The organism is Sphingomonas sp. ABOLH, from assembly GCF_003951715.1.
GTDB classification, from domain to species: domain Bacteria; phylum Pseudomonadota; class Alphaproteobacteria; order Sphingomonadales; family Sphingomonadaceae; genus Sphingomonas; species Sphingomonas hankookensis_A.
The window spans coordinates 1-17,952 of the sequence record NZ_QQWV01000046.1 but is presented as its reverse complement, the minus strand read 5'-3'; the positions used below and the strand labels follow the sequence as shown (position 1 = coordinate 17,952).

Genomic DNA, 17,952 nt, shown 5'->3' with positions numbered 1-17,952 from the left:
TTCGTCCTTGATGATGCCGTACCTCCGCGCAGGCGGGGGGCCAGCGTCCCGAACGCCAAGGTTGCGTTGTCCGGCTCTGGACCCCCGCCCGCGCGGGGGTACGGTGAGTGCGAGTTGAGGATGGCGGCAGACGGGATGGTATGACGAGCGGCCTAGCAACCGAGCAACTGATCGCCACCCTGCGCAAGGCCGTCGGGCGCCGCCACGTGCTGACTGACCCGCGCCGGACCGCGCGGTTCCGGCGGGGGTATCGCACTGGCGAGGGGGCGGCGATCGCAGTGGTGCGGCCGGGGTCGCTGGTCGAACTGTGGCGGGTGGCGCAGGCGTGCGTTGGCGCCGATGTGTCGATCCTGATGCAGGCGTCGAACACCGGGCTGACCGGCGGGTCGACGCCCGATGGCGACGACTATCCCGGCGGGCTGGTGATCATCAGCACGATGCGGCTCGACCGGTTGCACCTGCTTCGCGGTGGCGAGCAGGTCGTGTGCCTGCCGGGGACGACGCTCTATGCGCTGGAGGCGGCGTTGCGGCCCTTGGGGCGCGAGCCGCATTCGGTGATCGGGTCGTCGTGCCTGGGCGCGTCGGTGGTCGGCGGGGTTTGCAACAATTCGGGCGGGTCGCTGATCCGGCGCGGGCCGGCCTATACCGAACTGGCGCTGTTCGGCAGTGTCGGCGCCGACGGAGCGCTGCGGCTGGTCAACCATCTGGGGATCGCGCTGGGCGACGATCCGGAGGCGATCCTCGACCGGTTGGACCGGGGGGATTTTGCAGCGGCCGATGTCGATCCGGCGACGGACAAGCCGGCGCACGACCATCGTTACGTCACCCATGTCCGTGATATCGACAGCGACGTGCCGGCGAGGTTCAATGCCGATCCGCGCTGCCTGTTCGAGGCGGCAGGGAGTGCGGGCAAGCTGATCGTGTTTGCAGTGCGGCTCGACACCTTCGCGAAGGAGGACGAGACGGTCACCTTCTATATCGGGACCGACGATCCCGACCGCTTGACCGAGCTGCGCCGGACGATGCTGCGCGATTTCGCCGAGCTGCCGATCGCGGGCGAATATATGCATCGCGGGGCGTTCGATATCGCCGACCGCTATGGCCGCGACACGTTCCGCGCGATCGAGCGGCTGGGCACCGACCGCTTGCCGCGGCTGTTCGCGGCGAAGGCGTGGGTCGATGGCGTGACCGAGCGCTTCGTACGCAATCTGAGCGACCGGGTGTTGCAGCGGGCCGGCGCGTTGCTGGGCGATCATCTGCCACCACGAATGCGCGCATTTCGCGACCGGTTCGAACATCATCTGCTGCTGAAGATGCCGCGCGGCGATGCGGCGGCGACCGCCTCGCTGCTCGACACGCTGCTGCCCGGTGGCTGGTTCGAATGTTCGGCCGACGAAGCCACCAAGGCGTTCCTGCACCGCTTCGTCGCGGCAGGCGCGGCGGTGCGCTATCGCGCGGTCCATGGCGATACGGTCGAGGATATCGTCGCGCTCGACGTCGCACTGCCGCGCAACAGCCGCGACTGGGCCGAAGTTTTGCCGGACGATCTGGGCGGGCAGGTGGTCGACACGCTATATTACGGGCATTTCTTCTGCCACGTGTTCCACCGCGACTATATCGTGCGCAAAGGCGTCGACCCGCTGGCGTTCGAACATGCGCTGTGGAAGCGGCTGGATGCGGTGGGCGCGCAATATCCGGCCGAGCATAATGTCGGGCATCTCTATAATGCGAAGCCAGAACTGGCCGGATTTTACCGCAAGCTCGATCCGCGCAACCAGCTGAATCCGGGGATCGGGCACACGCTCAAGGCGCGGGCATGGGAAGCATGAGCTTCTTTCTGGGCATCGATGCCGGCGGCAGCAACTGCCGGGCGCGACTCGTCAACGCCTCCGGGCGGGAGGTCGGCACCGGGCAGGCGGGCGCAGCCAATGCCGGGATCGGGGTCGATCCGCTGCGGGCGGTGCTGACCGATGTGATCGCGCAGGCAACCGTGAAGCTGTTTCCGGCGGAGAGAGCGACGGTCCGCGTCGGCATGGGGATTGCGGGCATTCGCCGGCCGGGAATCCGCGCCGCGCTGGAGGCGACCGACTTCGGTGTCGCTGGGGTCGTGCTGGCGAGCGATGCGCAGATCGCGCATCTGGGCGCGCATGGTGGCGGCGATGGCGCGATCCTGATCCTCGGCACCGGCAGCGCGGCGCTGCTGCGCATCGACGGGCAGGAGGTCGCGCTGGGCGGGTACGGTTTTCCGGTGTCGGACGAGGGGAGCGGCGCGGCGCTGGGGCTGAGTGCGGTGCGCCATGCGCTGCGTGCACTCGACGGGCGGACACGGCATACGCCGCTGGCCGATGCGGTGGCGGCGCTGTTCGACCATGACGTGCTGAAGGCGGTGGCGTGGATGGCCACCGCGGGGCCGCGCGATTACGGGGCGCTGGCGCCGATCGTGATGGACCATGCCGATGCGGACGATCCCATCGCCCGGTCGATCGTCGAGGATGCGGCGGGCCATGTCGAGCGGTTCATCGAAACCCTCGTCGCCCGCGGGGTGACGCGCTGCACACTGGTCGGCGGGCTGGCGCCGCGGCTGCAACCCTGGCTGCGCGTGCGGACCGTCGCGCATCTGTGTCCGCCGATGGGCGATCCGCTGGACGGTGCGGTGCGGCTGGCCGGCCTTGAATCGCGGTCGAGCGACGAACTGCGTTAAGGACGTTTAAACCAGACTCGTCGCAATCCTTCATTACAATGTCGATGCGACGTCTGGCCCTTCTGATCCTGCTGATGGCGGGCGTGCTGCCTGCCATGGCGCGCGCGTCGGCGGTCGCGGACGGTTGGGCGGCCTGGCGCACGCCATGGTTCCAGACGCTGGACGGCAGCGCCGGACTGCCGCATTCGACGACCACCGCCATCGTCCAGAGCAGCGACGGGTTGATGTGGATCGGCACGCGCGGCGGGCTGGCGCGCTATGACGGGCAGCGGCTGAAGGTATTCCGCCAGACTATCGGGCGGACTGGTGGCGTTCCCGACAATTACATCCGTTCGCTGCTGGCGCTGCCGCATGGCGCGGTGCTGGTCGGCACCAATGTCGGCGGAATGGTCCGGTACGACCCGGGCTCGAACGGCTTCGTCGCGATCGGCGGGGCGACCGGGGTGGGCGTTGGAACACGCATCATGTCGATCGTGTCCGACGGACAGGACGGTGCCTATGTCGCGTCGGACCGGGGCGTGTTCCATTACGATGCCCGGCACGACCGGATCGCACCGGTGACCAGCCAGGGCGATGCGCTGGCCGAGGGCGCGTTCGCGGTGCATCGCGATCCCGACGGGACGCTCTATGCCGGTGGCGACCATGGGCTGTTCGTCCGGCGACGCGGCGCGGCCCGCTTCGTGGCGGTGGCGACCCCGGATATCGGCGACGTCTGGGCGATCGCCCGCGACCGGATGGGGCGGTTGTGGATCGGCACCGGATCGCACGGCATCTTCGTGCAGTTGGCGGGTGGCCGCGTCATCCAGCCAGCGGCGCTGGCGGGCGCGTCGCCGTTGATCGCACACCGTACCGTCCGCACCTTCGCCACCGGGCCGAACGGCGTGGTGTGGGCCGGGACCGATGGCGTCGGCGTGCTGCGCATCGCAACCGAGGGCGGCCTTGCCGTTCGATCGATCCGCAACCTCCAGGCCAATCGCGGGTCGCTGTCGGGGGATACCGTACGCGACCTGCATATCGACCGGACGGGGCGGTTATGGGCGGCGACCGAGGTCGGCGCGTCGCATACCGACCCGGCACCCGAAGCGATCCTGACCATCGGCAACGCCATGCCCGATCCGCGCCATTCGCTGGCCGATCGCACGGTCAGCGGGGTGATGGTCGACCGCCGCGACCGCATCTGGGTCGGCATGAGCAACGGGATGATTGACATGGTCGACCGCATGCAGGGGGTGGTCCGCCACCTGCGGCTGGACGGCAACCATGCCGGGCAGGATATCAAGGCGTTCGCCGAACGCCCCGACGGCACGATTTTGGCCGGCGGCCGCGGGGTCGTGATGATCGATCCGGATACGCTGACCGAACGGGCGCTGCCGCTGCCCGAGCTGGGCGACTTGCCGGTCATTTCGATGCTGCGGATCGACCATCGCCTGTTGATCGGGACCTATCGCGGGTTGTTCGTCCGTGACGAACGTAGCGGCAAGGTCCGCCGCTATCGCCATGTGCCGGGGAATGACGCGTCGCTCGCCAACAACGAAGTCATCAATATCGTCGCGGCACGCGGCGGCGGCGTCTGGATCGCGACCCCGCGCGGGATCAACCGGTTCGATCCGGCGAGCGGCCGCTTCGCGACCTATCGCAACGATCCCGCCGATCCGACCAGCCTGCCGCAAAACTATACCGGATCGATCGTGGCGGCGGGCGATGCGCTGTGGGTGGGCACCTATGGCGGGGTCGCCCGGGGCAAGCGCGTCGGAGACGACTGGCGGTTCCACGCGATCACCGAGGCACGCGGCCTCGCCAACGACAATGTCGCGGCGGTGCAGATCGACCGCGCGGGGCGGCTATGGGCCACCGGGGCCAGCGGGATTTCGGTGATCGATCCGCGCCACGAAAGCGTGCTGACGGTCAGCCGCCGCGACGGGCTGACCGCCAACTCGTTCAGCCAGCGCGTCTCGGCGATCACCCGCACCGGCGACCTGCTGTTCGGGGGAACCGGGGGGCTGATGGTGCTGCGGCCCGACCGGCTGCTCGCCGCGCATCCGACCGCCACGCCGCCGCTGACGCTGAGCGAGATCGAGGAGAATGGCCGTGTCGTTCCCTTCGACCCGTTGGGGCGCGACCGCACCATCCATGCCGACGGGCACGGCATCCGCATCGCCTTTGCGTTGAGCGATTATGCCGCGCCGGAGGAGATACGCTATCGCTACCGCCTGCGCGGGTTCGACGCCGACTGGGTCGCGATTCCCCCCGCCAGCCCGGCGACGGCGATCTACACCAACCTGCCCGGCGGCACCTACATCCTCGAACTGCAGGCGCAGATTCCGGGGGTGCACCCGCGCGTGGTCACCGGCCGGGTGAGCCTGGTGGTGGCGCAGGCATGGCATGAACGCTGGGTGGTGCGCGCCGCGCTGCTGCTGGTGGCGGTGCTGGTGGTGTTCGGCATCGTGCAGCTGCGCACGGTCGTGCTGCGCCGCCGGACGCGCGCGCTGGAGACTGTGGTCGAGCAGCGGACGCGGGAGCTGCGCGCGGCCAATGCCCGGCTGGAACGGCTGGCCGGCACCGACCCGCTGACCGGCCTTGCCAACCGGCGGACGATGATCGCGATGCTGGAGGCGGCGCGCGAAACGGCGTTGCGCTCGGGCGGGCATTATGTCGTCGCGATGCTCGATATCGACCGGTTCAAGCGGATCAACGACGCGCACGGGCATCAGGTCGGCGACATGGTGATCGAGGCGGTCGCGACGCGGATCGCCGCGTCGGTGCGCGCGGTCGATTCGGTGGCGCGCTATGGCGGGGAGGAGATTGCGATCCTGTTCGCCGACATTTCGCCCGAAGAAGCGCTGGACACCAGCGAGCGGGTGCGCGCCGCCGTCGCCGCCGACCCGATCGTCGCGAACGGGATTGCGGTGCGGGTGACGGTCAGCGGCGGGATTGCGGTGGCGACGGGCGACACGTCGCCGGCCGAACTGCTGCACCGCGCCGACCTGGCGTTGTACCGCGCGAAGCGCGCAGGGCGCGACCGGGTCGTGCTGGACGACGGGGCGGAAGTCGACGCGTCAGCCGCGCGCTGACGCATCGCCTGCGCGGGCGATGCGCAGGACGCCGTCGCCGATCTTGCCGAAGCCGAGCGTCATATAGTCGAGAAAGTAATTCTGGTGCAGCCGCCACGGCGTGCGCGACCCCTGCGCCGGGGTGATGCTGGCCGCACGGGTGACGTAACCCGAACTGAAATCGAGCAGCGGGCGGCGTTCCACGTCCGGTCCGGGCGGTGCGGGTAGGCAGATGTCGTAGCCATGCCGTCGCATATGGTTCAGCATGCGGCACATGCGACGCGCCACCAGGTCGATCTTCAGCGTCCACGACGCGTTGGTATAGCCGAGTGCCAGCACCATGTTCGGCACGCCCGAGGCCATCATGCCGCGATAGATGAGATGGTCGGCGGGGACGAACGGCACGCTGTCGATGGTGAGCGCGATGCCGCCCAGCAAATGCAGCTTCAGCCCCGTCGCGGTGACGATGATATCGGCATCGACATGGCCGCCCGATGCCAGCTCGATGCCGGTGGGGGTGAAGCGGCGGATCGCATCGGTGCGGATGCTGGCCGATCCGTCGCGCAGCGCGGTGAACAGGTCGGCGTCCGGCACCAGGCACAGCCGCTGGTCCCACGGATCGTAGCGCGGGGTGAAATGGCGATCGACATCGGGCAGGTCAGGCAGCTCGCGGCGGACGCCCTTCAGGATGAACGCCTCCATCCGGCGCGGGAATCTGCGGGCGAACTGAAAGGCGGCGAGACCCAGCGCGGCGCTTTTCCACCGGGCAAGGCGTCCCGCGACCGGTTCCGGCAGCAGGCGGTAGAGAAGATGCGCGACGCGATCCCGCGAAGGTTGCGACACGATGTGACTGGGCGAGCGCTGCACCATCGTCACCTGCGCGCCGCGTGCGGCCAGCGCAGGGACCAGCGTCACCGCCGTCGCGCCGCTGCCGATCACCGCCACGCGCTTGCCGGCGACGTCGAGGCCCTGCGGCCAGTGCTGGGGATGGACGATGCGTCCGGCAAACTCCGCCTGTCCCGGAAAATCCGGGGCATGGCCGCTGGCATAGTCGTAATAGCCGCAGCCCATGAACAGGAACCGGCAGGTGACGGTCGACACCGCGCCGTCGACCTCGACGGTCAGCGTCCAGCGCGCGGTTTGCGACGACCATTCGGCACGGACGATGCGGTGGTGAAAGCGGATGTGGCGGTCGATGCCGAAGCTGCGCGCGGTATCTTCGATATAATCGCGAATGTCACCGCCATCGGCGATCGCCTTGTCCCCGCGCCACGGACGGAACGGAAAGCCCAGCGTATGCATGTCGGAATCCGACCGGACGCCGGGATAGCGGAACAGGTCCCACGTCCCGCCGATCGCGTCGCGCGCCTCGAAGATCGCGTAGCGGCGGTCGGGGCAGCGCCGTTGCAGGTGCCATGCGGCATCGATGCCGGACAGGCCGGCACCGATGATCGCGACATCGAGTTCGGGTTCGACAGGGATCGCCATGGCCGGGATATCGGCCGTGCCGGCGTCCTTGCCAAGCCCGGCGTCAGCCGCGCGTGCCGAGCAGCAGCGCGGTCAGCACCGGATCGCCGGTGCGGCGCGGATCGGCGCGGATCGCGGCCTCCTCGCGGCCGATCGCGCGGAAGATGGCGTTGCCGGCCTGATCGGCGGCGCTGCGGGCGATGGCGGTATAGTCGATGCCGGTCTGCGCGGTGACGATCGCCGAGAGGATTTCGGTCGCGTCCGACCGCAGGCCGTTCGAAAATTCGGGGAACATCGCCTCGATCACCGCGCCGCGTGCCGATTGCGCCAGCAGGTCGGTGGCGGCGGTCGGGCCGCCGCGCAGCACGGCGACGGCGTCGGCCAGCGTAAGGCCACGGATCGAATCGAGCACGATCGGCGTCGCACGGTCGGCGGCATCGACCGCGATGTCATTCAGCGCCATGGCGATGCGGCCACGCACCGCGTTCGTCCGCAGCACCGCTGCCAGTACATTGTTCTGTCCGGCGGTCTCCGGCAGGGTCAGGCGGGTCAGCTGATCGTCATAGAAGCCGCCGGGCCGCAGCAGCCGGTCGAACGCCCGCTGGCTGGACAGGGTCAGCAGGCGCCGGACGCCTTCCTCGACGCCATAGCTGCCAAGCGGCGTGGCACAGCCGCCGAGCACGGCGACCGGGAGGACCAAAGCGGCGGCACCGAGGATGCCGCGGCGTGAAATTTGGGGCGACAGCGAGGCATGGATCATGACGGGCTTCTCCGGAACGAATGTTGCGCTGCCAACGCAGGCGATGGCTCCCGGTGCCGTGTCTGCCGTGAACCGACGTTGAACCGCGCTTCGTTTTGCTTCCGTTTCGGCCGCGCAACCCATTGCCGAGCCGCGCGGCGCGCCCTAGCTACCGGAGCATGGCTGATCCCTATGCAACCCTGGGTGTCGCGCGCGGCGCGACCGAAGCAGATATCAAGAAGGCGTATCGCAAGCTCGCCAAGGAGCTGCACCCGGACCGGAACAAGGACAACAAGGCCGCGTCGGACCGCTTCACCAAAGTCACGCAGGCCTATGACCTGCTGACCGACAAGGACAAGCGCGCGCGGTTCGACCGGGGCGAGATCGACGGCGACGGCAATCCGACCTCGCCCTTCGGCTTTGGCACCGGCGGTGGCGGCGCCGGCGGCTTTCGCCCCGGACCGGGCGGGCGCGGCGGGTTCGACATGGGACCGGAAGGGCAGGGCGGCGACTTTTCGGACATTTTCGAAGGACTGTTCGGCGGCCGGGCCGGAGGCGCCGGTGGCGGCTTCGCCAGCGGGTTCGGGCGGCGCGCCCAGCCCAAGGGCGGCAATGTTGCCTATCGATTGAAGGTGCCATTCGAGGATGCTGCGACGCTCAGCCCGCAGCGCATCACGCTGGCCGATGGCAAGACCATCGACCTGAAACTGCCGGCGGGTGTCGATACCGGCACGCAGATGCGCCTGTCGGGCAAGGGCGATCCGGGGCCGGGCGGTGCGGGCGACGCGATCGTGACGGTCGAGGTGCAGCCGCACCGTTTCTATACCCGCGACGGCGACGATGTGCGCGTCGACCTGCCGATCAACCTGGCCGAGGCGGTGCTGGGCGGCAAGGTCCGCGTGCCGACCGTCGACGGCGCGGTGATGCTGAGCGTGCCCAAGGGGGCGACGTCGGGCAAGACGCTTCGCCTGAAAGGGCGCGGATTCCATCGCAAGGACGGGACGCGCGGCGACCAGCTGGTGACGCTGATGGTCGACCTTCCCGCCGATGATGCCGACCTGACGCGCTTCGTCGAGGGGTGGAGCGGCGCGAATACGGACCCGAGGGCGAAGCTGGGCGTTTGATCCGCCTGCGAAACCATTCGAAACGAACTGCATGACCGAGCCGTCCCCGACCAGCCCCGAGGCCCGGCACCGTCACGGGCGCCCGTCGCTTGCGCGGCTGCGCCCGTCTGCGCGCGCGATCGAGGTGACGAAGCGTGTCGCGATCGGTACGTTCAACGACGGCTTCACCCATGCCGGCAACCTTGCCTATCTGTCGCTGCTGACGCTGTTCCCGTTCTTCATCGTCGCGGCGGCGATCGCGCGGGCGGTCGGGCGCAGCGGCGACAGCATCCATGCGGTGACGGCGTTCCTGCAGACCGTGCCGCCCGAAGTGGCGACCGTGTTGCAGCAACCGATCCTCGACGTGTTGCAGGCGCGATCGGGGTCGCTGCTGTGGCTGGGTGCGCTGGTGGGTCTGTGGACCACGACCGGCTTCATCGAAACGGTGCGGTCGATCCTGCGGCAGGCCTATGGCATCCCGTTCTCGCGACCCTTTTGGGAATATCGACTGGGGTCGATCGGGCTGATCGTCGGGTCGGTGGTGATGCTGATGATCGCGTTCAGCCTTCAGGTCGTGCTGGTCGGCGTCGAGCAGGTCATCTATCGCCTGCTTCCGTTCCTGCAGCCCTATGCAGCCTATCTGTCGATCGCGAAGCTGTTTCCGGCGCTGGCGCTGTTCATCGCGCTCTACACGCTGTTCTATTCGCTCAGCCCCAAGAAATACCGCAATTCCAACTGCCCGAAATGGCCCGGAGCGGTGGCGACGGCGACGGTGTGGATCGGCACGACGCAGCTCCTCCCGCTCGCGATCGATGCGCTGGGCGGATATGACCGCACCTATGGCAGCCTGGCCGGTGTGATGATCGCGCTGTTTTTCTTCTACATCGTCGGCCTGGGCGTGGTGATCGGCGGCGAATTGAACGCGGCGCTGGCGGAAACACCCGACCCTGCGCTAGAGGGTGCGGCAACAGACGAAAAAGGGACAGTCGCGTGAACGGTTTGATGCAGGGCAAGCGGGGGGTCATCATGGGCCTCGCCAACGATCGGTCGATGGCCTGGGGCATCGCCAAGCAGCTCGCCGCGCAGGGCGCAGAGCTGGCCTTCACCTATCAGGGCGAGGCGCTCGAACGGCGCGTGCGTCCGCTGGCGACCGAGCTGGGCGCCGACTTCCTGATCGAATGCGACGTGTCGGACATGGGCGCGCTGGACGCCGCGTTCGACACGATCGCTGCTCGGTGGGCGACGATCGATTTCGTGGTCCACGCCATCGGCTTTTCGGACAAGAACGAACTGCGTGGCCGTTATTACGACACCAGCCTCGACAATTTCCTGATGACGATGAACATCAGCGTCTATTCGTTCACCGCAGTCGCCAAGCGCGCTCGGGCGCTGATGCCCAATGGCGGTTCGTTGCTGACGCTGACCTATTACGGGTCGGAAAAGGTCGTTCCGCATTATAATGTGATGGGCGTGGCGAAGGCGGCGCTCGACATGTCGGTCAAGTATCTGGCGATGGACATGGGGCCGGAAAATATCCGGGTGAACGCGATTTCGGCGGGTCCGATCAAGACGCTGGCCGCCAGCGGCATCGGCGATTTCCGCTATATCCTGAAGTGGAACGAGCTGAACTCGCCGCTGCGCCGCAACGTCACGATCGACGATGTCGGCGGGGCGGGGCTGTATCTGCTGAGCGACCTGTCGAGCGGCGTGACCGGCGAGATCCATCATGTCGACGCCGGCTACAACGTCATCGGCATGAAGGCCGAGGACGCGCCCGACATCGCGCTGTCGTAAGCGATGAGCATCATCCGCGCGGCGACCGGTGCGGACGCGCCGGCGGTCGATAGCCTGCTGCGCGCCTGTTTCCCGCGCGACGCGGAGGCGCGGCTGGTCCAGCAACTGGCGATCGATGGCGATCTCGTGCTGGTGCTGGTCGCCGAGGATGCGGGCGTGGTAGTCGGCATGATCGCGGCCAGCCGGATGCAGGTAACGGCCGACACGCGCGAGATCGCAGCGGTCGCGTTGGCACCGCTGGCGGTGGCGAGGGCGGCACGGGGGCAGGGCGTCGGCGAAGCGCTGGTCGCCGCTGCCATCGCGCATCTGCGCAGCGCACGGGTCGAGCTGGCGTTCGTGCTGGGCGATCCGGCTTATTATGGCCGCTTCGGGTTCGAGGCGGCAACGGCGCGCGGGTTCGACAGCCCCTATGCCGGCGAGCATTTCATGGGCATTCGCCTGAACGACGGACCGTGCGTCCACACACCCGGCGCGGCCGCCCATGCCCGCGCCTTTGCGGCGTTGGGGGAAGACGCATGAGCCACAATAGCTTCGGTCATCTGTTCCGCTTCACGACATGGGGCGAGAGCCATGGCCCGGCACTGGGCGCGGTGGTCGACGGGTGCCCGCCGGGCCTGCCCCTGAGCGAGGCGGACATCCAGCCGTTTCTCGACGCACGGCGGCCAGGGACCAGCCGTTTCACGACGCAGCGGCGCGAGCCGGATGCGGTGCGCATCCTGTCGGGGGTGTTCGACGGGCGGACTACGGGCACGCCGATCAGCCTGATGATCGAGAATGTCGACCAGCGGTCGAAGGATTATTCGGAGGTCGCCAAGGCCTATCGCCCCGGCCATGCCGACTATGCCTATGACGCGAAGTACGGCTTTCGCGACTATCGCGGCGGCGGGCGGTCGTCGGCGCGCGAGACGGCGGCGCGGGTCGCGGCGGGCGCGGTCGCGCGGCTGGTGATCCCGGAGGTGACGATCACCGCCTGGGTCGAATCGATCGGTGGCGATGCGATCGATCCGGCGGCGTTCGATGTCGCTGAGATCGGGCGCAACCCGTTCTTCTGCCCCGATGCGGCGGCGGCAGCGCGCTGGGAAGCGTTGGTCGACGGCGCGCGCAAGGCCGGCTCGTCGCTGGGCGCGGTCGTCGCTTGTCGCGCCGAGGGCGTGCCGGCGGGCTGGGGGGCGCCGCTCTATGCCAAGCTGGATGCCGAACTGGCCAGTGCCGCCATGTCGATCAACGCAGTGAAGGGGGTCGAGATCGGCGACGGCTTTACAGCGGCGGCGCTTTCGGGTGAGGCGAATGCCGATCCGATGCGGCCGGGCGCGGATGGCCCCGAGTTCCTCGCCAACCATGCGGGCGGGATTGCCGGCGGCATCTCGACGGGGCAGCCGGTGACGCTGCGGGTAGCGTTCAAGCCGACCAGTTCGATCCTGACCCCGGTCGAGACGATCGGACCGGACGGACAGGCGACGACGATCGCGACCAAGGGCCGGCACGATCCCTGTGTCGGTATTCGCGGTGTGCCGGTGGTCGAGGCGATGGTCTCGCTGGTGCTGGCCGACCAGAAGCTGCGCCATCGCGGGCAGGTGGGCTGACGCCGGAAGGTCGCCGAACCGGTCGTGCAGCAGGAGCATCGCGGCGGCGGCGGGGAAGCGTGACCGCGGGAATCGGTCGCCACCAAAAACGTCGCTCGTGCCTGCCTGCCGGTGTGTCGGCACGCGATTCGGGACAGATTTCTGCCACAATCGACCGCTTCCTCGCCACGGCCCGTCCGCGTTCTGCCCGGATCGGGCGATGAGCCGTTTCGCGGCGCTGGACCCTTTCGGTGGGGTAACGCATTGAAACCCTTGCTTGATGCAAGGAGAATTTCAATGCGCAAGACCATTGTCACGAGCTTGCTGATCCTGTGCGGTTCGACCGCGGCCGTCGCGCAGGTGTCGCCGACCCAGACTCAGCCGACGTCGCCGACGACGACGCAGGGCACCCCCGACCCGATGCGTCCCACCCAGCCGGCACCGCAGACGACCGGCCCGACCAACCCGGTCGATGCCCCGACCGATCCGGCCAAGCCCGGCGAGTCGAAGACCGACACGACGGACGATACGACGACCACCACCACCGGCGATCCGTCGACGACCACGCCGCCGCCGACCGGCACGCCGCAGTAACGCGGTCGATGCAAAAAGGCCCGCCCGGAGCGATCCGGGCGGGCCTTTTTTGTTGTTCTATTCGCTACCGTTGGGTTCGAGCAGCTTCGAGCTTGTCGAGAAGCGCCCGTCGAGAACTTGCCGCCGGGGAAAACCCTTCTCGACTTTGGTTCTCGACAGGCTCGAACCTGCGCTCGAAGCAAACGGGGTTGATTGGTAAGTTCGAGCTTCAGTCCGCGAATGGGTCGCGGACCAGGATCGTGTCGTCGCGCTCGGGGCTGGTCGATACCAGCGTCACCGGGCATTGGATCAATTCCTCGATACGGCGGATGTACTTGATCGCCTGCGCCGGCAGTTCGGCCCAGCTGCGCGCACCCGCCGTCGATTCCGACCAGCCCGGCATGGTTTCGTAGATCGGCTCGACCTTCGCCTGATCGGCGGCGTGGGCGGGATAATAGTCGAGCACCTGGTCGCCCAACCGATAGCCGGTGCAGATCGCCACTTCCTCGAACCCGTCGAGCACGTCGATCTTGGTCAGCGCGATGCCGGTGATGCCGCCGACCGCCGCCGCCTGCCGCACCAGCACGCTGTCGAACCAGCCGCAGCGGCGCTTGCGGCCGGTGACGGTGCCGAATTCATGGCCGCGCACGCCGAGCCGCTCGCCGGTTTCGTTCTCCAGCTCGGTCGGGAACGGGCCGGAGCCGACGCGGGTGGTATAGGCCTTGGCGATGCCCAGCACGAAGCCGACCGCGCCCGGGCCCATGCCCGAACCGCCCGCCGCGGTGCCGGCGATGGTGTTGGACGAGGTGACGAACGGATAGGTGCCGTGGTCGATGTCGAGCAGCACGCCTTGCGCGCCTTCGAACAGGATCCGCTGACCCTTCGCCTTGGCCTGCGCCAGCACACGCCACACCGGCTGGGCATAGGGCAGGACGAAGTCGGCGATCTCGCGCAGTTCGGCGATCAGGCCCTCGCGGTCGATCGCGGGTTCGTTGAAGCCGGCGCGCAGCGCGTCGTGATGCGCGGTCAGGCGATCGAGCTGCGGGCCGAGATCGTCGAGATGGGCGAGGTCGCAGACGCGGATCGCGCGGCGGCCGACCTTGTCCTCGTACGCCGGGCCGATGCCGCGACGGGTGGTGCCGATCTTGCCGGCGCCGCTGGCGTCTTCGCGCAGGCCGTCGAGATCGCGGTGGAAGGGGAGGATCAGCGCGCAGGTCTCGGCGATCATCAGCGTATCGGGGGTGACCGAGACGCCCTGCTCGCGCAGGCGCTCGACCTCCGCCTTCAGCGCCCAGGGATCGAGCACGACGCCGTTGCCGACGATCGAAGGGGTGCCGCGCACGATGCCCGAGGGGAGCAGCGACAGCTTGTAGGTGGTGCCGCCGACGACCAGCGTATGGCCGGCATTATGGCCGCCCTGGAACCGCACGACCATGTCGGCGCGCTCCGCCAGCCAGTCGACGATCTTTCCCTTGCCCTCGTCGCCCCACTGGGCGCCGATCACCGCTACGTTCGCCACGTCCTGTAACCCTCATGCATGCCGGTATCGGCGCTGCACTAGGCCCGTAGCGCGCCCGCGTCCACCTCGGCGGGCGGCGTAGCGCCCGGAATATGACGATAGAGTTGCGTTTCCTCCCGCCGGATGCGGTCGGCCAGCACCGCCGCGAGCCCGCGGGTCGCGGTTTCGAAGCCGTCGGGATCGTCGGCGATCTGCTGGCCGTTCCAGTCGTGCATATAGGCTTTGAACGCGTCGGCGAGGCCGCCCATCTCCTCTTCGAACCGGCGGGAGAGTGCGGCGGCGACCGGGTCGCCGCCCCGTTGGAGCAGGGGATGGAGCAGTCGGTCCTCCTTCGCCAGATGCGCGAGGAGCAGGCGGCTGAGGCGCCAGCGCAGCGGTGCGACGGCGGAGGCGGGAAGCGGACGCTGTGCCGCCTGTTCGACCAGCTCGCCGATCACGGCGGTCAGTTCGGCATGTTCGTCGACCAGCGTTTCGCGCGGGAGCTGCATCGCCATTTCCTCCGGCGATCGACCCTGTGGCACAACGTCCTAACGAACCATGTACGCCCCGGCTCGACATTGTGCGTTCCGGCGCGCAAACCGGGGCAGGACATAAGAGGAGAGTGTGCCGCATGAAACTTGCCAGCCTCAAGGGCGGTCGCGACGGACGCCTGGTCGTCGTGTCGAGCGACCTCGCCTGGTATGCGGATGCGAGCGGGATCGTGCCGACGCTGCAGGCGGCGCTGGACGACTGGGACCGCCACGAAGGCGCGCTGCGCAACCTGGCGACCGACCTCGACCATGACGTGATCCCCAAGGAGCGGTTCCACGAGCGCGACGCCGCGTCGCCGCTGCCGCGCGCGTATCAATGGGCGGACGGATCGGCCTATGTGAACCATGTCGCGCTGGTGCGGCAGGCGCGCGGGGCGGAGATGCCGGAGACGTTCTGGCACGATCCGCTGATGTATCAGGGCGGGTCGGACGGGTTCCTGGCCCCCCGCGATCCGATTCCGGCGGGGGAGGAAAGCTGGGGTCTGGATTTCGAGGGCGAGGTCGTGGTCGTGACCGGCGATGTGCCGTTGGGCGCGTCGCGCGAGGAGGCGCTGGCGGCGGTGCGGCTGGTCGGGCTGACCAACGACGTATCGCTGCGCGGGCTGATCCCGGGCGAACTGGCCAAGGGGTTCGGATTCTTCCAGTCGAAGCCGGCATCGGCCTTCTCGCCGGTGTTCGTGACGCCCGATGCGCTGGGCGACTGGTGGCAGGACGGCAAGCTCCACCGCAAGCTGCACGTCGACCTGAACGGGAAGCCGTTCGGGCGGGCGGACGCGGGCGAGGACATGACGTTCGATTTCGGCACGCTGATCGCCCATGCCGCCAAGACGCGCGGGCTGGGCGCCGGCACGATCATCGGGTCGGGCACGGTGTCGAACCGCGACGGCGACGGCGGTCCGGGCAAGCCGGTCGCGGACGGCGGGGTCGGCTATTCGTGCCTGGCGGAGATCCGCACGGTCGAGACAATCCGCGCCGGCAAGGCGGAGACGCCGTTCCTGGAGAGCGGCGACACGGTGCGCATCTGGGCCGAGGACGACCGGCATCACCCGATCTTCGGCGTGATCGAGCAGACGGTGGCGTGAGGCTTGGGCGTTCCCCTGGTCGTGCCTGGCCGGGGGAACGGCCGGGGCAATAGGGATTTAATACGGTATCGTAACTCCGGGGGTGCCATGACGATCGTTCGAACCTGCCGCTGGCTGATCCCGGTTCTGCTGGCCGGCTGTACGACGGCACAGGCACCGCGTCCGGTGGCGAGCGTCGCGACGACGCCGGCCGCTGCCGTGCCGACCCCGGCCGACCGGTTCGGGCCGTTGTTCGAAGCGGTGCAGATGCGGCGACTCTTTCCGGACGGAAAGACGTTCGTCGACGCCGTGCCGAAGCGTTCGGATGCGGCGATCCTCGCCGATTATCGCAAGGGCAATTTCGACGATGCGGCGCTGAAGGCGTTCGTGCTGACCAATTTCGACGTGCCGGGGCTGGCGCCGGTGCCCGAGTCCGACCATGGCCCGCGCCTGCCGATCGAGCGGCATATCGCCGAATTGTGGCCGCATCTGACCCGCGATCCGGTGACGCCGCCGCCGGGATCGACCGCGCTGGCGGTAAAGGACCGGTTCGTGGTGCCCGGCGGGCGGTTTCGCGAGCTTTATTACTGGGACAGCTATTTCACGATGCTGGGGCTGGTCGCCGATCGGCGGCAGGATCTGGTCGAATCGATGCTCGACGGGTTCGTCGACCTGATCGAGCGCTATGGCCATGTGCCCAACGGGACGCGGACCTATTATCTCAGCCGGTCGCAGCCGCCGTTCCTGTATCTGATGATGGGCCTGTCGCAGAATCGCGATCCGGCCGTGGCGGCGCGGCGTCTGGCGGCGCTGAAGCGGGAATATGCGTTCTTCACCACGCCCGAGCGGTCGGTGACGCTGCCCGACGGGGCGGTGTTGCAGCATTATTGGGATGCGCGGACGACGCCGCGCGACGAATCGTGGCGCGAGGATGTCGAGACGGCGAAGGCGGCCGGGCGACCGGTCGGCGACACCTATCGCGACCTGCGCGCCGGGGCGGAGAGCGGCTGGGACTATTCGTCGCGCTGGCTGGGCGACGGGCGGACGCTGGCGACGATCGACACGACCAGCATCTTGCCGGCCGATCTCAACAGCCTGTTGTGGGGCATGGAGCGGGCGATTGCCGAGGGGGCGGCGACGTCGGGCGATACGGCGACGGCGCGGGACTTTGGCGACCGGGCGGCGAAGCGCGGCGCGGCGATCGAGCGCTGGCTGTGGAGCGAGGCCGAGGGGCGCTATGGCGATTACGACGTCAAGCGGCGGCTGCTGCGCGACGGGGTGACGGCGGCGACGGCCTATCCGCTGTTCGTGGGGCTGACGACGGGCGCCCGGGCGGCGCGGGTCGCGGGCACGATCGAGCGGCAGTTGCTGGCGCCGGGGGGCTTGCGGACGACGCGGGTCGATACCGGGCAGCAATGGGACAAGCCCAATGGCTGGGCGCCGCTGCAATGGATCGCGGTGGCCGGGCTGGACCGGACGGGCAACCGCGCGTTGGCGGACAAGATCACGCAGCGGTTTCTGGCGACGGTACAGCGCGAATATGCGGCGTCGGGGAAGCTGGTCGAGAAGTATGACGTCGAGGAGGTGAAGCCTGGCGGCGGGGGTGAATATCCGCTGCAGGACGGGTTCGGGTGGACCAACGGCGTGACGCGGGCGCTGATGGAACGGGGGCGTGGAAGTTGACGAAGGTTGCGGTACGTCGGATTTTGTAGCGGGTGGGTATCAGTAGAAAATCGTTTTTCCTCAGTAATTTGGATGTTGGCAGTGTAACCTTTCCTGCGCGGAAGTTCACACTGTCGGCCAGGAAGCGGGACCCTGGCTCCAAATCCGGGGTGACGTGGGGCGTGGGGGTG

The 17,952-nt window shown here is 68.5% G+C and carries 15 protein-coding genes; 11 read left to right on the top strand and 4 right to left on the bottom strand.

The window, feature by feature from the left end; translation table 11 throughout:
• Nucleotides 1-140: 140 nt before the first annotated feature.
• The 3 genes from dld to CA237_RS16440 are packed head-to-tail and all read left to right on the top strand — an operon-like array spanning nt 141 to nt 5,772.
• The gene (gene dld, locus CA237_RS16450) at nt 141-1,829 is read left to right on the top strand and encodes a D-lactate dehydrogenase (RefSeq protein ID WP_126014873.1); all 1,689 of its coding nucleotides are present in this window, start codon (nt 141-143) and stop codon (nt 1,827-1,829) included.
• Entirely contained in the window at nt 1,826-2,701 is an 876-nt protein-coding gene (locus CA237_RS16445) for a BadF/BadG/BcrA/BcrD ATPase family protein (protein WP_126014879.1), read from the top strand. The genes dld and CA237_RS16445 overlap by 4 nt, the downstream gene beginning before the upstream one ends.
• A 44-nt stretch (nt 2,702-2,745) precedes the next feature.
• Entirely contained in the window at nt 2,746-5,772 is a 3,027-nt protein-coding gene (locus CA237_RS16440) for a ligand-binding sensor domain-containing diguanylate cyclase (protein ID WP_164523909.1), read from the top strand.
• Here CA237_RS16440 and CA237_RS16435 read toward each other — a convergent pair.
• Nucleotides 5,758-7,239, bottom strand: a complete 1,482-nt coding sequence (locus tag CA237_RS16435) for an NAD(P)/FAD-dependent oxidoreductase (protein ID WP_126014869.1) — start codon at nt 7,237-7,239, stop codon at nt 5,758-5,760. The genes CA237_RS16440 and CA237_RS16435 overlap by 15 nt on opposite strands.
• A gap of 43 nt (nt 7,240-7,282) precedes the next feature.
• Nucleotides 7,283-7,978, bottom strand: coding sequence for a DUF4197 domain-containing protein (locus tag CA237_RS16430; RefSeq protein ID WP_126014867.1), 696 nt, complete (start codon nt 7,976-7,978; stop codon nt 7,283-7,285).
• Between the two features lie 158 nt (nt 7,979-8,136).
• Here CA237_RS16430 and CA237_RS16425 point away from each other — a divergent pair, with 158 nt between their 5' ends.
• The 6 genes from CA237_RS16425 (at nt 8,137) to CA237_RS16400 (ending at nt 13,010) form a co-directional block, all read left to right on the top strand.
• Nucleotides 8,137-9,081 (top strand): DnaJ C-terminal domain-containing protein, encoded by a 945-nt coding sequence (locus CA237_RS16425; RefSeq protein WP_126014865.1) that lies wholly within the window; start codon nt 8,137-8,139, stop codon nt 9,079-9,081.
• A 31-nt stretch (nt 9,082-9,112) separates the two neighbouring features.
• Complete coding sequence (locus tag CA237_RS16420) at nt 9,113-10,054, top strand: YihY/virulence factor BrkB family protein (protein WP_126014863.1); 942 nt, start codon at nt 9,113-9,115, stop codon at nt 10,052-10,054.
• A complete protein-coding gene (fabI, locus tag CA237_RS16415) occupies nt 10,051-10,854 on the top strand; it encodes an enoyl-ACP reductase FabI (protein WP_126014861.1) in 804 nt (267 codons plus the stop codon). Before CA237_RS16420 ends, fabI begins: the two co-directional genes overlap by 4 nt.
• 3 nt (nt 10,855-10,857) lie before the next feature.
• Nucleotides 10,858-11,373, top strand: coding sequence for an N-acetyltransferase (locus tag CA237_RS16410; protein ID WP_066689710.1), 516 nt, complete (start codon nt 10,858-10,860; stop codon nt 11,371-11,373).
• Nucleotides 11,370-12,437 (top strand): chorismate synthase, encoded by a 1,068-nt coding sequence (gene aroC, locus CA237_RS16405; RefSeq protein ID WP_126014859.1) that lies wholly within the window; start codon nt 11,370-11,372, stop codon nt 12,435-12,437. Before CA237_RS16410 ends, aroC begins: the two co-directional genes overlap by 4 nt.
• Before the next feature lie 276 nt (nt 12,438-12,713).
• Nucleotides 12,714-13,010 (top strand): hypothetical protein, encoded by a 297-nt coding sequence (locus CA237_RS16400; protein WP_126014857.1) that lies wholly within the window; start codon nt 12,714-12,716, stop codon nt 13,008-13,010.
• 208 nt (nt 13,011-13,218) lie between these two features.
• On the opposite strand, the gene CA237_RS16395 is transcribed toward CA237_RS16400, so the two are convergent.
• Both CA237_RS16395 and CA237_RS16390 read right to left on the bottom strand, forming a co-directional pair.
• On the bottom strand, nt 13,219-14,508 hold the full coding sequence (locus CA237_RS16395) for an adenylosuccinate synthase (protein ID WP_126014855.1): 1,290 nt from the start codon (nt 14,506-14,508) through the stop codon (nt 13,219-13,221).
• 38 nt (nt 14,509-14,546) lie between these two features.
• Complete coding sequence (locus CA237_RS16390) at nt 14,547-14,996, bottom strand: hemerythrin domain-containing protein (protein ID WP_164523908.1); 450 nt, start codon at nt 14,994-14,996, stop codon at nt 14,547-14,549.
• A 122-nt stretch (nt 14,997-15,118) separates the two neighbouring features.
• Here CA237_RS16390 and CA237_RS16385 point away from each other — a divergent pair, with 122 nt between their 5' ends.
• Nucleotides 15,119-16,120 carry a fumarylacetoacetate hydrolase family protein gene (locus tag CA237_RS16385; RefSeq protein ID WP_126014851.1) on the top strand — a complete coding sequence of 334 codons (1,002 nt, stop codon included), beginning with the start codon at nt 15,119-15,121 and terminating at the stop codon, nt 16,118-16,120.
• Between the two features lie 87 nt (nt 16,121-16,207).
• Nucleotides 16,208-17,782, top strand: a complete 1,575-nt coding sequence (gene treF, locus CA237_RS16380) for an alpha,alpha-trehalase TreF (protein ID WP_126014849.1) — start codon at nt 16,208-16,210, stop codon at nt 17,780-17,782.
• Nucleotides 17,783-17,952 lie beyond the last annotated feature (170 nt).